This window comes from uncultured Cellulomonas sp. (genome assembly GCF_963527515.1).
In the GTDB taxonomy this organism is placed as follows: domain Bacteria; phylum Actinomycetota; class Actinomycetes; order Actinomycetales; family Cellulomonadaceae; genus Cellulomonas.
Window position 1 is genome coordinate 21,902 of sequence record NZ_CAURTV010000001.1, and the last position, 21,400, is coordinate 43,301.

At 71.1% G+C, this 21,400-nt stretch carries 18 protein-coding genes; 4 read left to right on the top strand and 14 right to left on the bottom strand.

Annotated elements, in window-relative coordinates; genetic code table 11:
* Positions 1–65: 65 nt before the first annotated feature.
* Together RYN42_RS00105 and uvrA are read right to left on the bottom strand one after the other, a co-directional pair.
* A complete protein-coding gene (locus tag RYN42_RS00105; protein ID WP_315092681.1) occupies positions 66–677 on the bottom strand; it encodes an acetyltransferase in 612 nt (203 codons plus the stop codon).
* Positions 674–3,565 carry an excinuclease ABC subunit UvrA gene (uvrA, locus tag RYN42_RS00110; RefSeq protein ID WP_315092682.1) on the bottom strand — a complete coding sequence of 964 codons (2,892 nt, stop codon included), beginning with the start codon at positions 3,563–3,565 and terminating at the stop codon, positions 674–676. Before uvrA ends, RYN42_RS00105 begins: the two co-directional genes overlap by 4 nt.
* A 107-nt stretch (positions 3,566–3,672) precedes the next feature.
* Between uvrA and RYN42_RS00115 the strand changes: the two genes are divergently transcribed.
* Together RYN42_RS00115 and RYN42_RS00120 are read left to right on the top strand one after the other, a co-directional pair.
* Complete coding sequence (locus RYN42_RS00115; protein WP_315092683.1) at positions 3,673–5,496, top strand: glycoside hydrolase family 15 protein; 1,824 nt, start codon at positions 3,673–3,675, stop codon at positions 5,494–5,496.
* Positions 5,493–6,164, top strand: coding sequence for an MBL fold metallo-hydrolase (locus tag RYN42_RS00120; RefSeq protein ID WP_315092684.1), 672 nt, complete (start codon positions 5,493–5,495; stop codon positions 6,162–6,164). Before RYN42_RS00115 ends, RYN42_RS00120 begins: the two co-directional genes overlap by 4 nt.
* 6 nt (positions 6,165–6,170) lie before the next feature.
* Here RYN42_RS00120 and RYN42_RS00125 read toward each other — a convergent pair whose 3' ends face one another.
* The 3 genes from RYN42_RS00125 to RYN42_RS00135 are packed head-to-tail and all read right to left on the bottom strand — an operon-like array spanning position 6,171 to position 9,572.
* Positions 6,171–7,859, bottom strand: a complete 1,689-nt coding sequence (locus RYN42_RS00125; protein WP_315092685.1) for an AMP-binding protein — start codon at positions 7,857–7,859, stop codon at positions 6,171–6,173.
* A 29-nt stretch (positions 7,860–7,888) separates the two neighbouring features.
* Positions 7,889–8,407, bottom strand: coding sequence for a GNAT family N-acetyltransferase (locus RYN42_RS00130; RefSeq protein ID WP_315092686.1), 519 nt, complete (start codon positions 8,405–8,407; stop codon positions 7,889–7,891).
* A 1-nt stretch (position 8,408) separates the two neighbouring features.
* Positions 8,409–9,572 (bottom strand): acyl-CoA dehydrogenase family protein, encoded by a 1,164-nt coding sequence (locus RYN42_RS00135; RefSeq protein ID WP_315092687.1) that lies wholly within the window; start codon positions 9,570–9,572, stop codon positions 8,409–8,411.
* A gap of 37 nt (positions 9,573–9,609) precedes the next feature.
* Here RYN42_RS00135 and RYN42_RS00140 point away from each other — a divergent pair, with 37 nt between their 5' ends.
* Entirely contained in the window at positions 9,610–9,894 is a 285-nt protein-coding gene (locus RYN42_RS00140) for a YciI family protein (protein WP_315092688.1), read from the top strand.
* Between the two features lie 3 nt (positions 9,895–9,897).
* Here RYN42_RS00140 and RYN42_RS00145 read toward each other — a convergent pair whose 3' ends face one another.
* From RYN42_RS00145 to RYN42_RS00175, 7 genes are all read right to left on the bottom strand, one after another.
* A complete protein-coding gene (locus tag RYN42_RS00145; protein WP_315092689.1) occupies positions 9,898–10,920 on the bottom strand; it encodes a TerC/Alx family metal homeostasis membrane protein in 1,023 nt (340 codons plus the stop codon).
* A 10-nt stretch (positions 10,921–10,930) separates the two neighbouring features.
* Positions 10,931–11,938 carry a TerC family protein gene (locus RYN42_RS00150; RefSeq protein WP_315092690.1) on the bottom strand — a complete coding sequence of 336 codons (1,008 nt, stop codon included), beginning with the start codon at positions 11,936–11,938 and terminating at the stop codon, positions 10,931–10,933.
* 202 nt (positions 11,939–12,140) lie between these two features.
* The gene (gene uvrB / locus RYN42_RS00155) at positions 12,141–14,246 is read right to left on the bottom strand and encodes an excinuclease ABC subunit UvrB (RefSeq protein WP_315092691.1); all 2,106 of its coding nucleotides are present in this window, start codon (positions 14,244–14,246) and stop codon (positions 12,141–12,143) included.
* A 36-nt stretch (positions 14,247–14,282) separates the two neighbouring features.
* Complete coding sequence (gene pcp / locus RYN42_RS00160; protein WP_315092692.1) at positions 14,283–14,921, bottom strand: pyroglutamyl-peptidase I; 639 nt, start codon at positions 14,919–14,921, stop codon at positions 14,283–14,285.
* On the bottom strand, positions 14,918–15,547 hold the full coding sequence (gene coaE / locus RYN42_RS00165) for a dephospho-CoA kinase (protein WP_315092693.1): 630 nt from the start codon (positions 15,545–15,547) through the stop codon (positions 14,918–14,920). Before coaE ends, pcp begins: the two co-directional genes overlap by 4 nt.
* A 92-nt stretch (positions 15,548–15,639) precedes the next feature.
* Complete coding sequence (gene rpsA, locus RYN42_RS00170; protein WP_315092694.1) at positions 15,640–17,148, bottom strand: 30S ribosomal protein S1; 1,509 nt, start codon at positions 17,146–17,148, stop codon at positions 15,640–15,642.
* A gap of 232 nt (positions 17,149–17,380) precedes the next feature.
* Complete coding sequence (locus tag RYN42_RS00175; protein ID WP_315092695.1) at positions 17,381–18,406, bottom strand: ATP-dependent 6-phosphofructokinase; 1,026 nt, start codon at positions 18,404–18,406, stop codon at positions 17,381–17,383.
* A gap of 105 nt (positions 18,407–18,511) precedes the next feature.
* Here RYN42_RS00175 and RYN42_RS00180 point away from each other — a divergent pair, with 105 nt between their 5' ends.
* The gene (locus RYN42_RS00180) at positions 18,512–19,330 is read left to right on the top strand and encodes a class I SAM-dependent methyltransferase (RefSeq protein WP_315092696.1); all 819 of its coding nucleotides are present in this window, start codon (positions 18,512–18,514) and stop codon (positions 19,328–19,330) included.
* Between the two features lie 30 nt (positions 19,331–19,360).
* On the opposite strand, the gene RYN42_RS00185 is transcribed toward RYN42_RS00180, so the two are convergent.
* The gene (locus RYN42_RS00185) at positions 19,361–21,019 is read right to left on the bottom strand and encodes a cation acetate symporter (protein ID WP_315092697.1); all 1,659 of its coding nucleotides are present in this window, start codon (positions 21,017–21,019) and stop codon (positions 19,361–19,363) included.
* Entirely contained in the window at positions 21,016–21,366 is a 351-nt protein-coding gene (locus RYN42_RS00190; RefSeq protein ID WP_315092699.1) for a DUF485 domain-containing protein, read from the bottom strand. The genes RYN42_RS00185 and RYN42_RS00190 overlap by 4 nt, the downstream gene beginning before the upstream one ends.
* Positions 21,367–21,400 lie beyond the last annotated feature (34 nt).

Consider the following 21,400-nt stretch of genomic DNA (forward strand, 5'->3'; position numbering starts at 1 on the left):
AGCTCGTCGCGCACCGAGCCCGTCGCGCATCGTGCCCGTCGCATCGGGCCCGTGCACACCGTGCCTCAGGGCCGGCGCAGCGTGAGCCAGCGCGGTTCGAGGACGTAGCCGAGCCGCTCGTTGACTCGGATCGAGGCGGTGTTCGCCGCGTGACCGCCCGTGCCGAACGTCAGGTGCCCCGCGCCGACGTGGTCGAGGATCCCGAACGCCTTGACGGCGGAGGCGAGCCCCCGCCGGCGCACCGCCGCGCGGGTCACGGTGAACTCGGTCTCGATGCGGTCCTCGTCCGGCCGCATCACCGTCACCGCGCCGAGCGTGCCGTCGGGCTGACGCGCGCCGTACGCACGCCAGTCGCCGGCCAGAGCCCGCGCGAGCTCCCGCTCGTCGGGCACCGCGTGGTACGTCGCCACCGCGTCCGCCGGGTAGTCGTCGAGGGACTCGCGGTCCACCTGCACGACGGCGGGCGCGTCGAGCGGGCCGAGCCGTGCGACCGTCCAGCCGGCCGCCTCGGCGGCGTCGACCGCGGCCCGCAGCGCGTCCACCGTCACCTTCTCCGCGACCGTCAGGCGCGCACCCCAGGAGGTGCCGACGACCGACCAGCCGTCGGCTCGCAAGGCGGCCACCTGCGGCTCGTCCTCACGCAGGACGACGAGGTCCCCGGCCGCCCGTGCGGTCACGCGGGCACGCGCTGCTTGACCACCCGACGCTTCGCCGGCGGCGCCGCCACCGGCTCGAGCACCTCCGCGAGGAACCGCCCGGTGTGGCTCTCCACGACGGAGGCGATGTGCTCCGGGGTGCCCTCGGCGACGACCAGACCGCCGCCGCTGCCACCGTCGGGGCCCATGTCGATGACCCAGTCGGCGTTCTTGATGACGTCGAGGTTGTGCTCGATGACGATGACCGAGTTGCCCTTGTCCACCAGCGACTGGAGCACCCCGAGCAGCTTGCGGATGTCCTCGAAGTGCAAGCCGGTGGTCGGCTCGTCGAGCACGTAGATGGTGCGACCCGTCGAGCGGCGCTGGAGCTCGGCGGCCAGCTTGACGCGCTGCGCCTCACCGCCAGAGAGCGTCGGCGCCGGCTGGCCGAGCCGGACGTACCCGAGCCCGACGTCGACCAGCGTGCGCAGGTGCCGGGAGATCGCGGGGACGGCGGCGAAGAAGTCGGCGGCCTCCTCGATCGGCATGTTCAGCACGTCGGCGACCGTCTTGCCCTTGAAGTGCACCTCGAGCGTCTCGCGGTTGTACCGGGCGCCGTGGCAGACCTCGCACGGCACGTACACGTCCGGGAGGAAGTTCATCTCGATCTTCAGGGTGCCGTCGCCGGAGCACGCCTCGCAGCGCCCGCCCTTGACGTTGAACGAGAAGCGCCCGGGCGTGTAGCCGCGGACCTTGGCCTCGGTGGTCTCCGCGAACAGCCGGCGGACGTGGTCCCACACGCCGGTGTACGTCGCGGGGTTGGAGCGTGGCGTCCGCCCGATCGGTCCCTGGTCCACGTGCACGACCTTGTCCAGGTGCTCGAGGCCGGTCACGCGCTTGTGGCGGCCGGCCACCTGGCGGGCGCCGTTGAGCTCGTTGGCGAGCACCGTGTAGAGGATCGCGTTGACCAGCGTCGACTTGCCCGATCCGGACACCCCGGTGACGGCGGTGAGCACCCCGAGCGGGAACGAGACGTCGATCCCCTGCAGGTTGTGCTCCCGCGCGCCGACGACGGTGAGCTCCCGGGACCTGTCGGTGGGTCGGCGCACCTGGGGCGTCGGGATGGACCGGCGGCCGGACAGGTACGCACCCGTCACGGACTCGGCCGAGGACAGCAGCCCCGCCAGGTCGCCCGAGTGCACCACCCGACCGCCGTGCTCCCCGGCGCCGGGACCGATGTCCACGATCCAGTCCGCGGTCCGGATCGTGTCCTCGTCGTGCTCGACGACGATGAGCGTGTTGCCCAGGTCCCGCAGCCGGGTGAGCGTGTCGATCAGCCGCCGGTTGTCGCGCTGGTGCAGGCCGATGCTCGGCTCGTCCAGGACGTACAGGACGCCGACCAGGCCGGAGCCGATCTGCGTGGCCAGCCGGATCCGCTGCGCCTCGCCGCCGGACAGGGTGCCCGCCGGTCGCATGAGGGACAGGTAGTCCAGGCCCACGTCGAGCAGGAAGCCGAGGCGCGCCTGGATCTCCTTGAGCACCTGCACGGCGATGGCCCGCTCGCGCTCGCCCAGCTGCAGGTCGTCGAGGAAGGCACGCGCCTCCCGGATGGGCAGGCTGCAGACCTCGGCGATCGACTTGCCGCCGACGCGCACCGCGAGGACCTCCGGCTTGAGCCGCGCACCCTCGCAGACGGGGCACGGGACCTCGCGCATGAAGGCCTCGTACTTCTCCTTGCTCCAGTCCGAGTCCGTCTCGTTGTGCCGACGCTCCAGGAACGTGATGACGCCCTCGAAGCCCGTCGAGTACTGCCGCTCGCGACCCCAGCGGTTCTTGTACCGGACCTTCACCTCATGGTTCTGGCCGTGCAGCACGGCGTCCTTGGCGCGCTGCGGCAGTGCGCGCCAGGGCACCGACGTGGAGAAGCCCATGTCCGCGGCGAGCGCGCTGAGCACCCGGGCGAAGTACTCGCTCGAGATCTGCGACCACGGCGCCACCGCGCCGTCGTCGAGGGACAGGTCCTCGTCCGGGATGACCAGGTCCGGGTCCACCTCGAGCCGCGAGCCGATCCCGGTGCACTCCGGGCAGGCGCCGTAGGGCGCGTTGAAGGAGAACGTCCGCGGCTCGATCTCGTCGAGGGCCAGCACGTGGTCGTTCGGACAGGCGCGGTGCTCCGAGAACCGACGCTCGCGGTTGAGGTCGTCGATGTCGGCGTCCACCAGCTCGACGACGAGGAGCCCGCCGGCCAGGCCGAGGGCGGTCTCGACGGAGTCGGTGAGCCGGCGCTGGACGCCCTCGCGCGACACGAGCCGGTCGATGACCACCTCGATGTCGTGCTTGAGCTTCTTCTCCAGCGCGGGCGGGTCGGTCAGCTGCACCACCTCGCCGTCGACGCGGGCGCGCGCGAAGCCCTTGCTCTGGAGCTCCTTGAACAGGTCGGCGTACTCCCCCTTGCGCCCGCGCACGACGGGGGCCAGCACCTGGTACCGGGTGCCCTCGGGCAGCTCGAGCAGCCGGTCCACGATCTGCTGGGGCGTCTGGGCCGTGACCCGCTCGCCGCAGACCGGGCAGAACTGCGTGCCCGCGCGTGCGAACAGCAGACGCAGGTAGTCGTACACCTCGGTGATGGTGCCGACGGTCGACCGCGGGTTCCGGTTGGTCGACTTCTGGTCGATGGACACGGCGGGCGACAAGCCCTCGATGAAGTCGACGTCCGGCTTGTCCATCTGCCCGAGGAACTGGCGGGCGTACGCGGACAGCGACTCGACGTACCGGCGCTGCCCCTCCGCGAAGATGGTGTCGAAGGCCAGCGACGACTTCCCGGAACCGGACAGACCGGTGAACACGATGAGCTTGTCACGCGGGAGATCAAGGTCGACGTTGCGGAGGTTGTGCTCGCGGGCGCCCTGCACCACCAGTCGTTCGTTCACGCGGGGAGTCTACGTGCCCGCACTGACATTCGCACATCTGTTCGACGTGAGCGAACCCACAGAACCGCCGACGTGCCGCCTCGGCGCGGTCGGGCCATGCTCACGTGGTGGACAGACCTGACGCCGTCGTCGACCCCCCTCTGGTCCCCGTCGAGGACTACGCCGTCCTCGGCGACGGGCGGACGGCCGCGCTCGTCTCCCTGCGAGGCTCGATCGACTGGCTGTGCCTGCCCACCTTCGACGCGGCGGCCTGCTTCGCGCGCCTGCTCGGGACCCCTGAGCACGGGCGGTGGCTCCTCACTGTCCGCGACGCCACCTCGGTGACCCGCCGGTACCTCGACGACTCGTTCGTGCTCGAGACCACCTACGAGACCGCGGCCGGGACGGCGGTCGCGCTGGAGACCATGCCGCTGAACGACGGCCGCTCGGACCTGGTGCGGCGGATCGCGTGCACCCGCGGCCACGTCGAGGTCGAGCACGAGTGGGTCGTGCGGTTCGGGTACGGCGCCATCGAGCCGTGGGTGCGCCACATCACCGACGAGGACGGGAACGACGCGATCCGGGCGATCGCCGGCCCGGACTCCCTCACGCTGCGCGGTGACCGGCTCCCGACCGCGGCGGACCACCGGCACGCCGACCGCTTCACGCTGCGCGCGGGTGAGGCGGTCGACCTCTCGCTCACCTGGACCCGCTCGTGGGAACCCGTCCCGCCGCGACTGACCATCGCGGACCGGATCGACACGACGCGGATCAGCTGGGGCCTGTGGGCGCGCAGCTGCGCCTACCAGGGGTCGTACCGCGAGGCCGTCGTCCGCTCGCTCCTGGTCCTGCGCATGCTCACCGACTCCGAGACGGGGGGCATCGTCGCGGCCGCCACGACCTCCCTGCCGGAGGACTTCGGCGGTGCCCGCAACTGGGACTACCGGTTCTGCTGGCTGCGGGACGCGGCGATGACCCTCGAGGCGCTGCTCGAGCACGGCTACCGGGACGAGGCCACGGAGTGGCGGGACTGGCTGCTGCGGGCGGTCGCCGGCCGGTCGTCGGACCTGCAGATCATGTACCGCGTCGACGGGGGTCGGGACCTGCCCGAGCGCGTGCTCGACCACCTCCCCGGCTATGCGGGCTCGCGACCCGTCCGGGTGGGCAACGCCGCCGTCGGCCAGGTGCAGAACGACGTCCTCGGCGAGGTCATGTGCGCCCTGGAGATGGCGCGCGAGGCCGGCCTGGAGGAGACCACCGACTCCTGGTCGATGCAGCGTCACCTGGTCGACCAGCTGCTCTCGCAGTGGCGGGAGCCGGACCGCGGCATCTGGGAGGTGCGCGGCGACCCGCAGCACTTCACGCACTCCAAGGTCATGGCGTGGGCCGCCGTCGACCGCGGGGTCCGGGCCGCCGAGAAGCACGGTCTCGACGCGCCCGTGGACCGCTGGCGCGCCGAGCGGGAGGCCATCCGGTCCGACGTGCTGACGCACGGCTGGAACGAGGAGCGCGGCACGTTCGTGCAGTCCTACGGCGCGCAGCACACCGACGCCGCGCTGCTGCAGCTCGCGCAGGTCGACTTCCTGCCGCCCGACGACCCCCGGCTCCTCTCGACGCTGGCGGCCATCCGCGCCGAGCTCGAGGTCGCCCCGGGCCTGCTGCGCCGGTACCGCGTGGAGCGCACGGACGACGGCGTGCCCGGCGACGAGCACGCGTTCCTCGCCTGCTCCTTCTGGCTCGCCGACGCGCTCGCGCGCACCGACGACGTGGAGGGATCCAGCAAGGTGCTCGACATCCTGGTCGGCCTGGCGAGCGACGTGGGCCTGCTGGCCGAGCAGTACGACCCGGCAGGTCGGCGGATGGCGGGCAACCACCCCCAGGCGCTGTCCCACCTGGCGCTGGTCCGGGCGGTGCACAGCCACGACCTCGCGCTGGAGCGGAGCGCACGATGACCTACACCGGTGACGTGCGCGTCGGCGGACCGTCGGGCGTCCGGGTGCTCGACGAGGTCGAGATCCGCAAGGCCGCGGTCGGCCCGATGGACAACAACACCTATCTCGTGACGTCCCGGCGCGACGGCGCCCAGGTGCTCGTCGACGCTGCGGCCGAGCCCGACCGGCTGCTCGAGCTGGTGCGCGAGGGGTCGTCCCGGCTGGACGTCATCGTCACGACGCACCGCCATCCCGACCACCTGGGGGCGCTCACCTCGCTGGTCGCCGTCACCGGCGCGACCGTCGCGGCGGGGGCCGACGACGCCGACGCGATCTCGGCGGCGGCCGACCTGCCGGTCGGGCGGCGGCTGCACGACGGTGACGTCCTGACCGTCGGGCACCTGGCCCTCGAGGTCGTGGGCCTGCGCGGTCACACCCCGGGATCGGTCGCGCTCGCCTACCGCGAGCCCGCCGGCCGGGTGCATCTGTTCACGGGCGACTCCCTCTTCCCCGGCGGCGTGGGCCGGACGACGAGCCCGGAGGCGTTCGGCCAGCTCTATGCCGACGTCACGTCCCGGCTGTTCGACCGCTTCGACGACGCGACGTGGGTGTACCCGGGCCATGGCCGTGACACCACGCTCGGCGCGGAGCGTCCGCACCTGCAGGAGTGGCGCGCCCGCGGCTGGTGAGGTGCGTCAGCCCGCCAGGACCGAGTCGCGCACCACGCGACGCAGCACCTTGCCCACCTGCGACCGCGGGAGCTCCTCGAGCACCACGAGCCGACGCGGCAGGGCGTAGCGCGCGAGGTGTCGCTCGCCCCACGCACGGATCGCGTCGAGGTCCACCCCGTGGGCGCCCGGCTCGAGCACCACGGCGGCCACCACGGTCTCGCCCAGGTCCCCGCCGGGCACGCCGACCACCGCGACGTCCGCGACTCCCGGCATGCCGCGCAGGTGGTCCTCGACCTGCGACGGGTACACCTTGAAGCCACCGCTGACGATGACCTCCTTGATGCGGTCCACCAGGACGACCCAGCCGGTCTCGTCGACCGTCACGATGTCCCCGGTGCGCAGCCAGCCGTCGTCGAGCAGCTGCTCCGCCGTCTCCTCGGGGCGGCCCCAGTAGCCGGCGAACACCTGCGGGCCCTGGATCAGCAGCTCACCGCGCTCCCCCGGCTCCACCTCCCGCGTCACGTCCGTGGGGTCCACCACGCGGATGTGGGTGCTGGGGAACGGCAGCCCGAGCGTGCCTGGCCGGCGTCGGTCGGTCAGGGGGTTGCCGAGCGCGACCGGTGAGGTCTCGGTCATGCCGTACCCCTCGGAGACCAGGCCCCCGGTGACCCGCTCCCACTTCTGGGCGGTCGCCGCGGGCAGCGCCATGGCGCCGGAGATCGCGTACCGGAACGACGTGAGGTCGGCCCCGGACGCCTCCGCGGCCGTGGCGAGCCGGTCCAGCATGGGCGGGACGGCGGGGAGGAAGGTTCCCGGCAGGCGCTGCTGCGCGTCGAGCACCATGGCGGGGTCGAAGGACGGGAAGGCGACCATCGTGGCTCCGACGCGGACCGCGTACGTGAGGCAGAGCGTCAGCCCGAAGGCGTGGAAGAACGGCAGGACCCCGTAGACGACGTCGGTCCCCGGCTCGACGCCGGTCCAGGCGTGGCCCTGGACCGCGTTCGCCACGAGGTTGCGGTGCGTGAGCATCGCGCCCTTGGGGGTGCCCGTCGTGCCGCCCGTGTACTGCAGGAGAGCGACGTCGGAGGCCGACGGCACCGGGTGCGCAGGATCGAGGGGTGCCGCCTTGGCGACGAGCCGGTGCCACATCGGGAACGCAGGGGGCACCTTGCCGCACATCGCCTGCCGCAGCCGGCGCGCGCGGGGCACGGGCAGGTGCAGGGCGATCCGCTTGCCCCGCGGCAGGTCGGCGGACAGGTCCATCGCGACGACGGCCTTGAGCGAGGTCCGCGCGAGCGTCTCGAGGACGCGCGGGACCGCCTTCTCCCACACGAGTGCGACGACGGCTCCCGAGTCGGCCAGCTGGTGGGCGAGCTCGCCCGCCGTGTAGGTCGGGTTGTGCTCGACGACGACCGCACCGATGCGCAGCGCGGCGTAGAACGCGACGACGTGCCCCGTGCAGTTGGGCATCACCAGGGCGACGCGATCGCCGGGCTTGACGCCCAGGTCGAGCAGCACCTGGGCGCCCCGGGCCACCGCATCGGCCAGCTCGGCGTACGTGGTCGGCTCACCGAGGAAGTCCACCGCGACCCGGTCGGGCCAGCGCAGCGCAGCGCGGTCGAGCGCCGCGGTGAGCGGCTCGTCGGGGATCGGCACCTCGCGGGGGACGCCCGTGTCGGCGGTGTGCGGTCGTCCTGGTCCCACGGTCGTCATCCCCCGAGCGTAACCTACGCTTCCGTAAGTTACTGGACAGTAGGTTGAGTGTCGTGGGTCCGGACCCAGCGCGTGACCGAGACTCCGTCCGGCTCCACGTCGACGCCTGCACGACGGAACGAGACCCTCTCGAGCACTCGTTCACTGCTCAGGTTGCCGACCATCGTCACCGCGCGCACGTCGGCGGCCCAGTGCGCCAGAACCCAGTCCGAGACGACCCGCACCGCGGCGGTCGCCAGGCCCGAACCGCGCCCCTCCGGGAGCAGCGCGTAGTACACGTACGGGCCGTCGACCCGGAGCACGATCCCGATCGTGCCGACGGCGGACCCGGCACGCTCGACGGCCCACCGCGCACCTCGGCCGTCGGCGCGCTGGGCCAGGCTGCGGGCCACGCGCTCGCGCGCCTCCGCCGGCTCGATCGCGGCGGGGTAGTACGTCCACCGGTGCACGTCGGGGATCCGGGACAGGGCGTGGTCGAGCACCCAGTCGTCCGTGCGCAGCGCTCGCACCCGAGCACCGGGCAGCTCCAGCACGTCCGGGAGCTCCACGTCAGGACTCCGGTGGTCCCAGCACCGAGGTGGCGAGCGTGGCGTGCGCCGACTCGTCGTCCGACGGGTGGAACAGCCCCGCCAGCACGTCGCGGTACAGCCGCGCGACCTCGTTGCCGCTGACGTACGAGCTGCCCCCGGAGACCCGGATCGCGTTCTCGACGACCACCCGGGCCGACTCGGTGGCACGCACCTTGAGCCCCACCAGCTGCGCGAACCAGCGGGCTCCGTGGTCTGCCTGCTCGTCGACGTCGCGGGCCAGGGCGAACACCTGCAGCTCCGTGCCGTCCTGCGCCAGCACGGCATCGGCGATCCGCCACCGGATGTCGGGGTCCTGGGCGTACGAGCGGCCCTCGTGCTTCATCGACGTCCGGCGCCGGGCGGCCGCGACCCCGAGCTCGATCGCCCGTCGGCCGATGCCCGTGTACACGGCGCCGAGCAGGATCTCGAACACGGCGAACAGGGCGAACACGAACGGGTCCGCGCTCGGCCCGGGGGGCAACGAGCGGTACACGCGGTCAGCCGGCGCGAGCGCTCCGTCGAGCACCGTCGTGGCCGACTGCGTCGCGCGCATGCCGAGCGTGTCCCAGTCGTCGAGGGTCTCGGTGCCCCCGTCGGAGCGGGACACCACGCCGTGCACCAGCCGGGGGTCGTCCGGGTCGGAGTCGTCGAGCCCGAACGTCGCCAGCCGTGTCCACACCGGTGACAGCGAGGTGAAGATCTTCCTGCCCGTGTACCGGTACGCACCGTCGGGCTGCCGCTCCGCGCGCGTCCGCGAGCCGAACATCACCAGGTCGTTGCCCGCCTCGGAGTTGCCGAACGCGAAGACCTCCCCGGCGGCGGCGTCGCGCAGGATGAACTCGACGGAGTCGTCGCCTCGCCCCACCAGCAGCGCCGCCAGCCCGGTGACCACCAGGTGCATGTTCACCGCGAGGGCGGTCGCCGGCGCGGCCGCGGCGAGCCGCACCTGCTCGCGTGCCACCTCCTCCAGCGTCAGCCCGGCGCCGCCCAGCCGCTCCGGGACGAACGCCCGCAGGTACCCGGCGGCCACCAGGTCCGCGAGGTCCTCGTGCGGAAAGGTGTTGTCGCGGTCGTGCACCGGCGCGCGGTCGTGGAGACGGGTCAGCAGGTCCTCGGTGAGCAGCGTGCGCAGGTTCCGTGCCATGCCAGCACTCTGCCACCGGCTCCGGCAGGATGACGCCATGCCCACCTATGCCGTCCGCTACACCTACGACGAGCGCACCGACGTGCGCGACCTGGTCCGCCCCGAGCACCGCGCCTACCTGTCCGCCCTGGTCGAGCACGGGACGCTGCTGGGCTCAGGGCCGTTCACGGAGGGCGACCCCGGAGCCCTGCTGGTGTTCCGAGCGGAGTCGCCGGAGGCCGTCGCCGCGATCCTCGCGGACGACCCGTTCGTCCGCGAGGGTGTCGTGGCGCACACCGACGTCCGGAGCTGGGACGTCGTCCTCGGCCCCTGGAGCGCCTGAAGGTCAGTCCGTCGGCTCGGCCACCGGCTCGTCGGGCGCGGTCAGGGCCCGTCGCTCGTCCACCCGCACCTTGGCGATGCTGGCCACGGCGGTCACCGCGAGGATGAGCACGATCGCGCTCAACGAGAGCCAGATCGGGATGTCCGGCGCCCAGGCGACCGGCTCGCCGCCGTTGATGAACGGGACCTCGTTCTCGTGCAGCGCGTGCAGCACCAGCTTGACGCCGATGAAGCCGAGCAGGACCGCGAGGCCGATGTTGAGGTAGACCAGCCGCGTGAGCAGGTCGCCCAGCAGGAAGTACAGCTGGCGCAGGCCCATGAGGGCGAACAGGTTCGCCATGAGCACCAGGTACGGCTCGCTGGTCAGCCCGAAGATCGCGGGGATCGAGTCGAACGCGAAGAGCAGGTCCGTGGCGCCGAGCGCCACCAGCACGACGAACATCGGGGTGATGAGGCGGCGGCCGCCCTCGACCACCGTCAGCTTGACGCCGTGGTAGCTCGACGTGGCGGGGAAGACGCGCTGGACGATGCGCAGCAGGAGCGGCGGGTGGAACTCGTCGTCCTCGTCGACCTCCCCCTCGCGGCCGACCTTCCACGCCGTGTACACGAGGAAAGCGCCGAACAGGTAGAACACCCAGCTGAAGGCGTCGATCACCGCGGCGCCCGCCCAGATGAACAGCCCACGGAACAGCAGCGCCAGGATGATCCCGATGAGCAGCGCGGTCTGCTGGTATGCACGCGGCACCGCGAACTTGCCCATGATCAGCAGGAACACGAAGAGGTTGTCGACCGACAGCGAGTACTCGGTCAGCCATCCCGCGTAGAACTGGCCCGCGTACTCGGCACCCGAGGTGGCCCACACACCGATCCCGAAGAGCACCGCGAGACCGATGTAGAAGGTCAGGTACCGCACGCACTCGGCGGTCGACGGCACGTGCGGGCGACGGCCCACGACGGCGACGTCGACGACGAGGAGCGCACCGGCCAGGCCCAGGGAGACGATCCAGACCAGGGGGTCGACGTTCACGTGGTGGTCCTCAGCTCTCGGTCGACGAGGCGATGCGCTCGTCGTTGCGGGTCTTCAGGAGGCTGGCCACGGTGGCCACGGCGAGGGTGCCGAGGATCACCGTGAGGGACAGCCAGATGGGGATCTCGGGAGCCCACGCGACGGGCTCGCCGTTGTTGACGAACGCGAGCTCGTTGACGTGCAGGGCGTGGAGCACCAACTTGACGCCGATGAACCCGAGGATGACGGCCAGCCCCTGGGACAGGTACACGAGCCGCTCCAGCAGACCACCGATGAGGAAGTACAGCTGGCGCAGGCCGAGCAGGGCGAACGCGTTGGCGGTGAAGACGATGTACGGCTCCTCGGTCAGCCCGTAGATCGCCGGGATCGAGTCGAGCGCGAACAGGATGTCCGTCGAGCCGATGGCCACCATCACGAGCAGCATCGGCGTGAGCAGCCGCTTGCCGTCGATCTTCACCGTGAGGCGGTCGCCGTGGTACTCCTCCGTCGTCGGGAGGATCCGCTTGAGGGTGCGCACCGCGAGGCCGTCGCGCTCCGCGCGGGGGTCGAGGTGGTCCGGGTCGTGGTGCTCCCGGGCGAGCTTCACGGCGGTGTACACCAGGAACGCGCCGAACAGGTAGAACACCCAGGAGAACCGCTCGATCGCGGCTGCGCCGGCCAGGATGAAGACCGTCCGCAGGATTAGCGCGATGACCACGCCGACCAGCAGGACCTTCTGCTGGTAGTTCCTGGGCACCGCGAACTTCGTCATGATGATGAGGAAGACGAAGAGGTTGTCGACCGACAGGCTCTTCTCGGTCACGTACCCGGCGAAGTACTCGGTGCCGGGGCCCCAGCCGTAGACCACGCCGACCACCACGCCGAACACGAGCGCGAGGCCGACGTAGAAGATCGACCAGCGGGCCGACTCCTGGAACGTCGGGGCGTGCGGGGTGCGCACGTGGGCGAAGAAGTCGAAGAGGATCAGTCCGACGACGAAGACCGCCGTCCCTGCCCACACCCAGCTGGACACATCCATGCAGAAACCTCCGGTACGAGAGTGGCGTCGGTACCGAAGGTCTCCCCCGCCCGCGCGGTCGCCCGCTGCGGACCGATCGCGCCGGGCCCCGCGCTAGCGGGTCCGTGATGACGACGGGATCGTGTGTGGGGTACTCCCCTTCAACGGGCGCAAGCATAAAGCACACCCGTGCGTGCCCCCTGCGGTGTCCACCGCGGGCGGCTCAGGCCGTCGCGGCCTGCATCTGGCGGAGCTCCTTCTTCATGCCGGAGATCTCGTCCCGCAGTCGCGCGGCGAGCTCGAACTGCAGCTCGCCGGCCGCCGCATGCATCTGGTCCGACAGCTGCTGGATGAGGTCCGCCAGCTCGCCCGCCGCGGCACCCGTGAGCCGGGTCCGCTCGTCACGGGGCGCACCCTTGGAGCCGAACCCCGGCACCGGCGCCTTGCCGCGGCTGCTCTGGCGTCCGGCACCGCCGAGCAGCTCGGCCGTGTCCGCGTCCTCGCGCGCCAGCAGGTCGGTGATGTCGCCGATCTTCTTGCGCAGCGGGGTCGGGTCGATGCCGTGCTCCAGGTTGTAGGCCACCTGCTTCTCGCGGCGCCGGGCCGTCTCGTCGATCGCCTGCGCCATACCGTCGGTGATCCGGTCGGCGTACATGTGCACCTGGCCGGAGACGTTCCGCGCCGCGCGCCCGATGGTCTGGATGAGCGACCGCCCGGAGCGCAGGAACCCCTCCTTGTCGGCGTCGAGGATGGCGACCAGCGACACCTCCGGCAGGTCGAGGCCCTCGCGCAGCAGGTTGATGCCGACCAGGACGTCGTACTCGCCCATGCGCAGCTCGCGCAGGAGCTCCACCCGGCGCAGTGTGTCGACCTCCGAGTGCAGGTAGCGGACCCGGACACCCTTCTCCAGGAAGTAGTCCGTCAGGTCCTCGGCCATCTTCTTGGTGAGCGTGGTGACCAGCACCCGCTCGTCCTTCTCGACGCGGTCGTGGATCTCGCCCAGCAGGTCGTCGATCTGCCCGGTGGTCGGCTTCACCACGACCTCGGGGTCCACCAGGCCGGTCGGCCGGATGATCTGCTCCACGACACCGTCGGAGATCGACATCTCGTAGTTGCCGGGCGTCGCGGACAGGTAGACCGTCTGGCCGATCCGCTCGACGAACTCCTCCCAGCGCAGCGGCCGGTTGTCCGTCGCGCTGGGCAGCCGGAACCCGTGGTCCACCAGCGCCCGCTTGCGCGACATGTCCCCCTCGAACATCGCCCCGATCTGCGGCACCGTGACGTGCGACTCGTCGATGACCAGCAGGAAGTCCTCGGGGAAGTAGTCGATGAGGGTGTTCGGCGCGCTGCCCGGGCTGCGGCCGTCGATGTGCCGCGAGTAGTTCTCGATGCCCGAGCACGAGCCGATCTGCCGCATCATCTCGATGTCGTAGGTGGTGCGCATGCGCAGCCGCTGGGCCTCGAGCAGCTTGTTCTGCCGCTCCAGCTCCGCCAGCCGCTCCTCCAGCTCCAGCTCGATGCCGCGGATCGCGCGCTCCATCCGCTCGGGCCCGGCGACGTAGTGGGTGGCGGGGAAGATGTGCATCTGCTGCTCGGAGTGCACCACGTCACCGGTCAGCGGGTGCAGGGTGGCGATCGCCTCGATCTCGTCGCCGAAGAACTCGATCCGGATGGCCAGCTCCTCGTACACCGGGATGATCTCGACCGTGTCCCCGCGCACGCGGAACGTGCCGCGCGTGAACGCCATGTCGTTGCGGGTGTACTGCATCGTGACGAACTTGCGCAGCAGCTGGTCGCGGTCCACCTGGTCGCCCACCGAGAGCGTCACCATGCGGTCGACGTACTCCTGCGGGGTGCCCAGGCCGTAGATGCAGCTCACCGACGCGACCACGATGACGTCCCTGCGGGTGAGCAGCGAGCTGGTGGCCGAGTGCCGCAGCCGCTCGACCTCGTCGTTGATCGACGAGTCCTTCTCGATGTACGTGTCCGTCTGCGCGATGTACGCCTCGGGCTGGTAGTAGTCGTAGTACGAGACGAAGTACTCGACGGCGTTGTTGGGCAGCAGCTCCCGGAACTCCGTGGCCAGCTGCGCGGCGAGCGTCTTGTTCGGCGCCATGACGAGCGTCGGTCGCTGCACCTGCTCGATCAGCCAGGCGGTGGTCGCCGACTTCCCGGTGCCCGTGGCGCCGAGCAGGACGACGTCCTTCTCCCCCGCCTTGATGCGCTCCGTCAGCTCCTTGATCGCCTTGGGCTGGTCGCCGGACGGCGTGTACTCGGAGATCACCTCGAACGGCGCGACGGTCCGCTGGAGATCGGTGACTGGACGCATGCCACCACGGTACGTGGCACCACTGACACCCGTGTCCTAGGCGAGCGTCCCCGCGGACACCCACACGTCGGTCGTGGTGGACAGCACGGCCCGGAGGACGGCGAGCAGGCCGGTGGCGGCGTCGGCGGTCGACATCGAGGGCGCGCCGGGGTCGACCTGGGCGGGGGTGCGCGGCAGGTGCACGAACCCGCTGCGCACCTGCGGTCGGGCGGACAGGAGGTGCTGGAGCGCGTAGAACGTCGCGTTGCAGACGTACAGCCCCGCGGTGTTCGAGATCTCGACCGGCACCCCGGCCTCCCGCACGGCCAGCGCGCACGCCTTGACGGGGAGCGTGGAGAAGAACGCGGCCGGCGCCCCGGCGACCACCGGCACGTCCACCGGTGCGGAGCCGTCGACGTCCGGGATGCGCGCGTCGATGACGTTCACGGCCACGCGCTCGAGCCCGACGGCCGCCCTGCCGCCGGCCTCCCCGACGCACACCACCAGGTCAGGCTCGACCTCCGCGACCGCCACCCGGAGCTGTTGGCGGGCGCCCCGGAACGACACGGGCAGCTCGCGCACGACGAGCTCCTCCGGACCCTTCCACCGTGTGGCGGCCTCGGAGACGGCGAGCCAGGACGCGTTGACGCCCTGCCCGTCGAACGGTCCGAACCCGGTCAGCAGGACGACGGTCACGGGGTCTCGGCAGCGAGCTCGTCGGCCCGCTCGACCGCCAGGCGATCCCAGAGCTCGTCCACCTGGGCCCGCAGGGAGTCGTCGCTCCCCGTGCCGTCCAGCACGACGTCCGCGACGGCCAGCCGGTCGTCGTCGCTCGCCTGCGCCGACACCCGCGCCTCGGCCTCGGCCCGGTCCATGCCACGTAGCCGCACCAGACGCTCGACCCGCAGCACGGCGGGCGCGTGCACCACCACGAGCACGTGGAACGCGTCCGCCTGGCCGGTCTCCACCAGGAGCGGGATGTCGTGCACGACGACCGCGCCGTGGTCGATCACGGCAGCAGCCGCCTCCCGCTCGGCGGAGAGCCGACGGACCACCGGGTGCACGATCGCGTCCAGCCGCGCCCGGGCTGCCGGGTCGCTGAACACGATCGACGCCAGCGCTGGCCGGTCCAGCGAGCCGTCGACGGCGAGCACGCCGGCGCCGAACTCCTCGACGACCGCGTCCAGCCCGGCGGTCCCGGGCGCCACGGCCTCCCGCGCCAGGACGTCGGAGTCGATCACCACCGCCCCGAGCTCACCCAGTCGCCGTGCCGCGACGGACTTGCCGGCCGCGATCCCGCCTGTCAGACCGATGCGTTGCATCCGCCCATCCTGCCCTGCTGGCCCGACCGGCACAGCCGGAGACGCCGATGGCCGGCCACCTCGGAAGGTGACCGGCCATCGAGCGGGTGGGTTCAGTTACCCGTGAGCTTCTCGCGCAGAGCGGCGAGCGCCTCGTCGGACGCGAGCGTGCCCGCGGCCTCCTCGGTGGACGACGAGTACGTCGACGGCACCGGGCCGGACGACGAGCTCGACGAGCTCGAGGACGACGACGTCGCACCCTCGGCGGCGCCGCTGGCGGCCTCCGCGTCGGCCTTCGCGGCGTCGGCGACCTGCTTGCGGTGCGCCTCCCAGCGCTCGTGGGCCTGCGCGTACTGCGCCTCCCACACCTCGCGCTGGGCCTCGAAGCCCTCGAGCCACTCGTTCGTGGCCGGGTCGAAGCCCTCGGGGTACTTGTAGTTGCCGGCCTCGTCGTACTCCGCCGCCATGCCGTACAGCGCGGGGTCGAAGTCCTCGCTGGCCGGGTCGAAGCCCTCGTTCGCCTGCTTGAGCGACAGCGAGATGCGGCGACGCTCCAGGTCGATGTCGATGACCTTGACGAAGACGTCGTCGCCGACCTGGACGACCTGCTCCGGAATCTCGACGTGGCGCACGGCCAGCTCGGAGATGTGCACCAGGCCCTCGATGCCGTCCTCGACGCGCACGAACGCGCCGAACGGGACCAGCTTGGTGACCTTGCCCGGGACGACCTGGCCGATGGCGTGCGTGCGGGCGAATGCCTGCCACGGGTCCTCCTGCGTCGCCTTCAGCGACAGGGAGACACGCTCACGGTCGAAGTCGACGTCGAGAACCTCGACGGTGACCTCCTGGCCGACCTCGACGACCTCGGACGGGTGGTCGATGTGCTTCCAGGACAGCTCGGAGACGTGCACGAGCCCGTCCACGCCACCCAGGTCCACGAAGGCGCCGAAGTTGACGATCGAGGACACGACACCGGGGCGGACCTGGCCCTTCTGCAGCGTCTGCAAGAAGGTGGAGCGCACCTCGGACTGCGTCTGCTCGAGCCAGGCACGGCGCGACAGGACCACGTTGTTGCGGTTCTTGTCGAGCTCGATGATCTTGGCCTCGATCTCCTTGCCGACGTACGGCTGGAGGTCGCGGACGCGACGCATCTCCACCAGCGACGCGGGCAGGAAGCCGCGCAGCCCGATGTCGAGGATGAGGCCGCCCTTGACGACCTCGATGACGGTGCCGGTGACGACGCCGTCCTCTTCCTTGATCTTCTCGATCGTGCCCCAGGCGCGCTCGTACTGTGCGCGCTTCTTGGACAGGATCAGCCGGCCTTCCTTGTCCTCCTTCTGGAGGACGAGGGCCTCGACCACGTCGCCGACCTTGACGACCTCACCGGGGTCCACGTCGTGCTTGATGGACAGCTCACGGGAGGGGATGACGCCCTCGGTCTTGTAACCGATGTCGAGAAGGACCTCGTCGCGGTCGACCTTGACGATGGTGCCCTCGACGATGTCGCCATCGTTGAAGTACTTGATGGTGGCGTCGATCGCGGCGAGGAAGTCCTCGGCCGAGCCGATGTCGTTGATCGCGACCTGCGGGGTGGCGGGCTTCGCGGGGGTGGTGATGCTCATGTAGGGATGGGCTCCGATGCGGACAGGGAAGTTGTACGGACTGGACGTGTGTGCCGGCGGCACGGTGACATGCACAAGACATGCGAGATGGTGAGCGCGATCTGATGGGACGCCCTCGACTCCCCGGAGGAAGCCCTCGTACGAGCAGTACGAGTGAGGACACGCCGACGCAACAAGGCGCGCGGCACCGCCGTCTACCTTATCGGGACGACGATGCGCTGGTCAAAGCAGGTCAGGACAGGGCGCTGGCCACCGAGAGCAGCTCGTCCGAGACGTACTTGACCTTCCCGGCCACCTCGCTCAGCGGCACCATCACCACGGACTCGCCCCGCAGGGCGGTCATGACGTTCGACTGCCCCTCGGTGGCCGCGTCGATCGCGGCGACGCCGAACCGGGACCCGAGGATCCGGTCGACGTGCGTCGGGATGCCGCCGCGCTGGACGTGCCCCAGCACCACGACGCGGGTGTCGAAGCCGGTGCGGTTCTCGATCTCCACCTTGAGCCGCTGGCCGATGGCCCCCGCGACGATGTCGCCGAACTTGCCCATCGGGGTCTCGTAGTCCATCGAGGTGCCCGGCGCGGGGACCGCACCCTCGGCGACGACGATGATCGAGAAGCTGGCGTGCGCGCGGTGGCGGTGCTTGAGGAACTTCTCGATCTTGTCGATGTCGAAGGGCCGCTCGGGCGCCAGGACGATCTCGGCTCCCCCGGCGATGCCCGACGTCGCGGCGATCCAGCCGGCGTGCCGCCCCATGACCTCGACGATCATCACGCGGTTGTGGCTCTCCGCGGTGGTGTGGATGCGGTCGATCGCCTCGGTGGCGATGGAGACCGCGGTGTCGAACCCGATGGACTGGTCGGTGCCCCACACGTCGTTGTCGATGGTCTTCGGGATCGCGACGATCCGGATCCCCGCCTCGGCCACCTTGCTGGCGGCGTGCAGGGTCCCGTCCCCACCGATGCAGATGAGGGCCTCGATCTTCTCCGCCTCGAGGGTGGCCAGCACCGCGTCGAGCCCACCGTCGGCGGCGTGGGGGTGGTACCGGGCCGTGCCGAGCAGGGTGCCGCCGACGGCCAGCTGGTTGCGGATGTGCTCGCGGGACAGCGGCATGCTGTGCCCGTCCACCACGCCGCGCCAGCCGTTCCGGAACCCGGTGATCGTGTGGCCGTACTCGCCCTCGCCACGCTTGACAACGGCGCGGATCGCGGCGTTGAGGCCGGGGACGTCGCCGCCGCCCGTGAGCAGTCCGACTCGCACGCTGGCACTCCTTGATCGCGGGAACTACTGGGGGGAAGCGCGTCGTCGGGCTGCCGTGCGACAGCGTATCCGCGTCCCTGGCACCGCAGACGTGACACTGGTCCCATGAGCGACGACCACCTGGCCGAGGCAGGCTACCTCGACGTCCCGTCCGCAGCGGGCGGGTCGGCGAGCCGCGGCTGGTGGGACGCCAACGCGCAGGAGTACCTCGACGAGCACGGCACGTTCCTCGGACCGGCCGACTTCTGCTGGTGCCCCGAGGGCCTGCGGGAGAAGGACGCGCACCTGCTCGGTGACCTGGCGGGGCGTCGGGTGCTCGAGGTCGGTGCCGGTGCCGCACAGTGCGCGCGCTGGCTCGCCGGACAGGGCGTGGACGTCGTCGCGACCGACGTGTCCGGCGGGATGCTCGCCGCGGGAGCCCGGTACGACGACGAGGTCGGCCCGATCACGCCCCTGGTGCAGGCCGACGCCCGGGCGCTGCCGTTCGCCGACGCGTCCTTCGACGTGGCCTTCACGGCGTTCGGGGCGCTGCCCTTCGTCCCCGACGCCGACCGGGTCCACGCCGAGGTCGCCCGCGTGCTGCGCCCCGGCGGGCGCTGGGTGTTCGCCGTGACGCACCCCGTGCGGTGGGCGTTCCCCGACGACCCGGGCGAGGCCGGGCTGACCGCGAACCGCTCCTACTTCGACCGGACGCCGTACGCCGAGATCGGCGAGTCGGGCGCGGTCCTGTACGCCGAGTACCACCGGACGCTCGGCGACCACGTCGGCGAGCTGGTCGCTGCCGGCTTCGTCCTGGACCGGCTGGTGGAACCGGAGTGGCCCGTCGGTCACGACCGCACGTGGGGCGGCTGGGGACCCGTGCGCGGGGCGCGGCTGCCCGGGACCGCCATCTTCGTGACGCACCGCGGGCGGCCGTCTGCGTAGACGGCCGCCCGCGGTCCAGGCGCGCGTGGGTCAGTGCACCGTGGCCTTCTCGGAGCCGGCGCCGGTCAGGGACCGGACCTCCATCTCCGCGTACTTCTCGGGGTGCGGCGGCTCCTTACTCAGGTAGGTGCCGACGATCCCGAGGAGGAACGCGAGGGGGATCGAGATCAGCCCCGGGTTCTCCAGCGGGATCAGGTGGAAGTCGACGTCCGTGTTCCGGATCATCGACAGGCTCGCACCGGTCACCGGGTCGACCTTGCCGGACACCACCGGCGAGAACGCGATGAGCACGATGCACGAGATGAGCCCTCCGTACATGCTCCACAGCGCGCCGGACGTGTTGAACCTCTTCCAGAACAGCGAGTAGAGGATCGTCGGCAGGTTGGCGCTGGCGGCGACCGCGAAGGCCAGCGCCACCAGGAACGCCACGTTCTGCCCGTTGGCGAAGATGCCGCCGATGATGGCCAGGATGCCGATGGCGACCACCGTGATCCGCGCGACGCGGACCTCGCCGTCCGGCGACACCTCGCCGTGCTTGATCACCGAGGCGTAGATGTCGTGCGCGAACGTCGCCGCCGCGGTGATGGTCAGGCCGGCGACCACCGCGAGGATGGTGGCGAACGCGACCGCCGAGATGACGCCCAGCAGGACGACGCCGCCCAGCTCGAACGCGAGCAGCGGCGCCGCCGAGTTCACGCCACCAGGCGCGGCCTTGATGACGTCGGGCCCGACGAGCGCTCCCGCGCCGTAGCCGAGCACGAGGGTGAACAGGTAGAAGATGCCGATGAGCCAGATGGCCCACACGACCGACCGGCGGGCCTCCTTGGCCGAGGGCACCGTGTAGAACCGCATGAGCACGTGCGGCAGGCCGGCGGTGCCCAGGACGAGCGCCAGGGCGAGCGACAGGAAGTTCAGCTGGCTCATCGCGCTGACGCCGTACTGCTTGCCGGGCGCGATGAGCGCCTCGCCGCCCTCACCGGCCGTGTCGATGGCGCCCTGGAGCAGGTCGGAGAGGTTGAAGCCGAACTTGGCCAGTACCCAGAGCGTCATCACCGCCGCGCCCGCGATGAGCAGGATCGCCTTGATGATCTGGACCCAGGTGGTCCCCTTCATGCCGCCGACCAGCACGTACAGGATCATCAGCGCGCCGACGACGGCGATGACCAGGCCCTGTGCCGCGACGCCCTCGACGCCCAGCAGCAGTGCGACCAGGCCACCCGCGCCGGCCATCTGCGCCAGCAGGTAGAAGAACACGACCGTCAGGGTGGCCAGCGCCGCGGCCATGCGGACGGGCCGCTGCTTGAGCCGGAACGACAGCACGTCGGCCATGGTGAAGCGGCCGGTGTTCCGCAGCAGCTCGGCCACCAGCAGGAGCGCCACGAGCCACGCCACCAGGAAGCCGATCGAGTACAGGAAGCCGTCGTAGCCGTTGATCGCGATGGCGCCGCAGATGCCCAGGAACGACGCCGCGGACAGGTAGTCGCCCGCGATCGCGGTGCCGTTCTGCGGGCCGGTGAACGAGCGCCCGGCGGCGTAGTAGTCGGCGGCCGTCTTGTTGTTGCGGGACGCGCGGAAGACGATCACCAGCGTGATGAGCACGAAGGCGCCGAAGATCGCGATGTTGACGGCCGGGTTGCCGATGTCCTCCGACTCGGCCGCGCGCAGCAGGCTGCTCAGCGAGGCGCTCATGCGACACCCCCGTCCAGCGCGGTGCCGTCCTCGATGTGGAGCCGCAGCCGCTCGGCCACGGCGTCCTGCTTGTTGTTGGCCCAGCGCGCGTAGAGCATCGTGATGACGAAGGTCGAGACGAACTGCCCCAGCCCGAACAGCAGGCCGACGTTGATGTTGCCCCAGACCTTGGTCGCCATGAAGTCGTGCGCGTAGTTGGCGAGCAGCACGTACAGGAAGTACCAGGCCAGGAAGAAGGCCGTCATCGGGAAGACGAAGCGGCGGAACCGGCGCTTGAGGGCCTGGAACTCGTCGCTGCTCTGCACTCGTTGGTAGTCGGTCTCGCGTTCTCCGAAGGTGTCGGTCACCAGCGCCTCCCAGCAGGGACGTCAGCGGCTCCGT

Bases quoted from the DNA above. Each gene is read 5' to 3' on its own strand.
- RYN42_RS00120 (WP_315092684.1), top strand. From the start codon at position 5,493: ATGACCTACACCGGTGACGTGCGCGTCGGCGGACCGTCGGGCGTCCGG.
- RYN42_RS00125 (WP_315092685.1), bottom strand. From the start codon at position 7,859: ATGACGACCGTGGGACCAGGACGACCGCACACCGCCGACACGGGCGTC.
- RYN42_RS00135 (WP_315092687.1), bottom strand. From the start codon at position 9,572: ATGGCACGGAACCTGCGCACGCTGCTCACCGAGGACCTGCTGACCCGT.
- RYN42_RS00140 (WP_315092688.1), top strand. From the start codon at position 9,610: ATGCCCACCTATGCCGTCCGCTACACCTACGACGAGCGCACCGACGTG.
- RYN42_RS00150 (WP_315092690.1), bottom strand. From the start codon at position 11,938: ATGGATGTGTCCAGCTGGGTGTGGGCAGGGACGGCGGTCTTCGTCGTC.
- uvrB (WP_315092691.1), bottom strand. From the start codon at position 14,246: ATGCGTCCAGTCACCGATCTCCAGCGGACCGTCGCGCCGTTCGAGGTG.
- coaE (WP_315092693.1), bottom strand. From the start codon at position 15,547: ATGCAACGCATCGGTCTGACAGGCGGGATCGCGGCCGGCAAGTCCGTC.
- rpsA (WP_315092694.1), bottom strand. From the start codon at position 17,148: ATGAGCATCACCACCCCCGCGAAGCCCGCCACCCCGCAGGTCGCGATC.
- RYN42_RS00180 (WP_315092696.1), top strand. From the start codon at position 18,512: ATGAGCGACGACCACCTGGCCGAGGCAGGCTACCTCGACGTCCCGTCC.
- RYN42_RS00185 (WP_315092697.1), bottom strand. From the start codon at position 21,019: ATGAGCGCCTCGCTGAGCAGCCTGCTGCGCGCGGCCGAGTCGGAGGAC.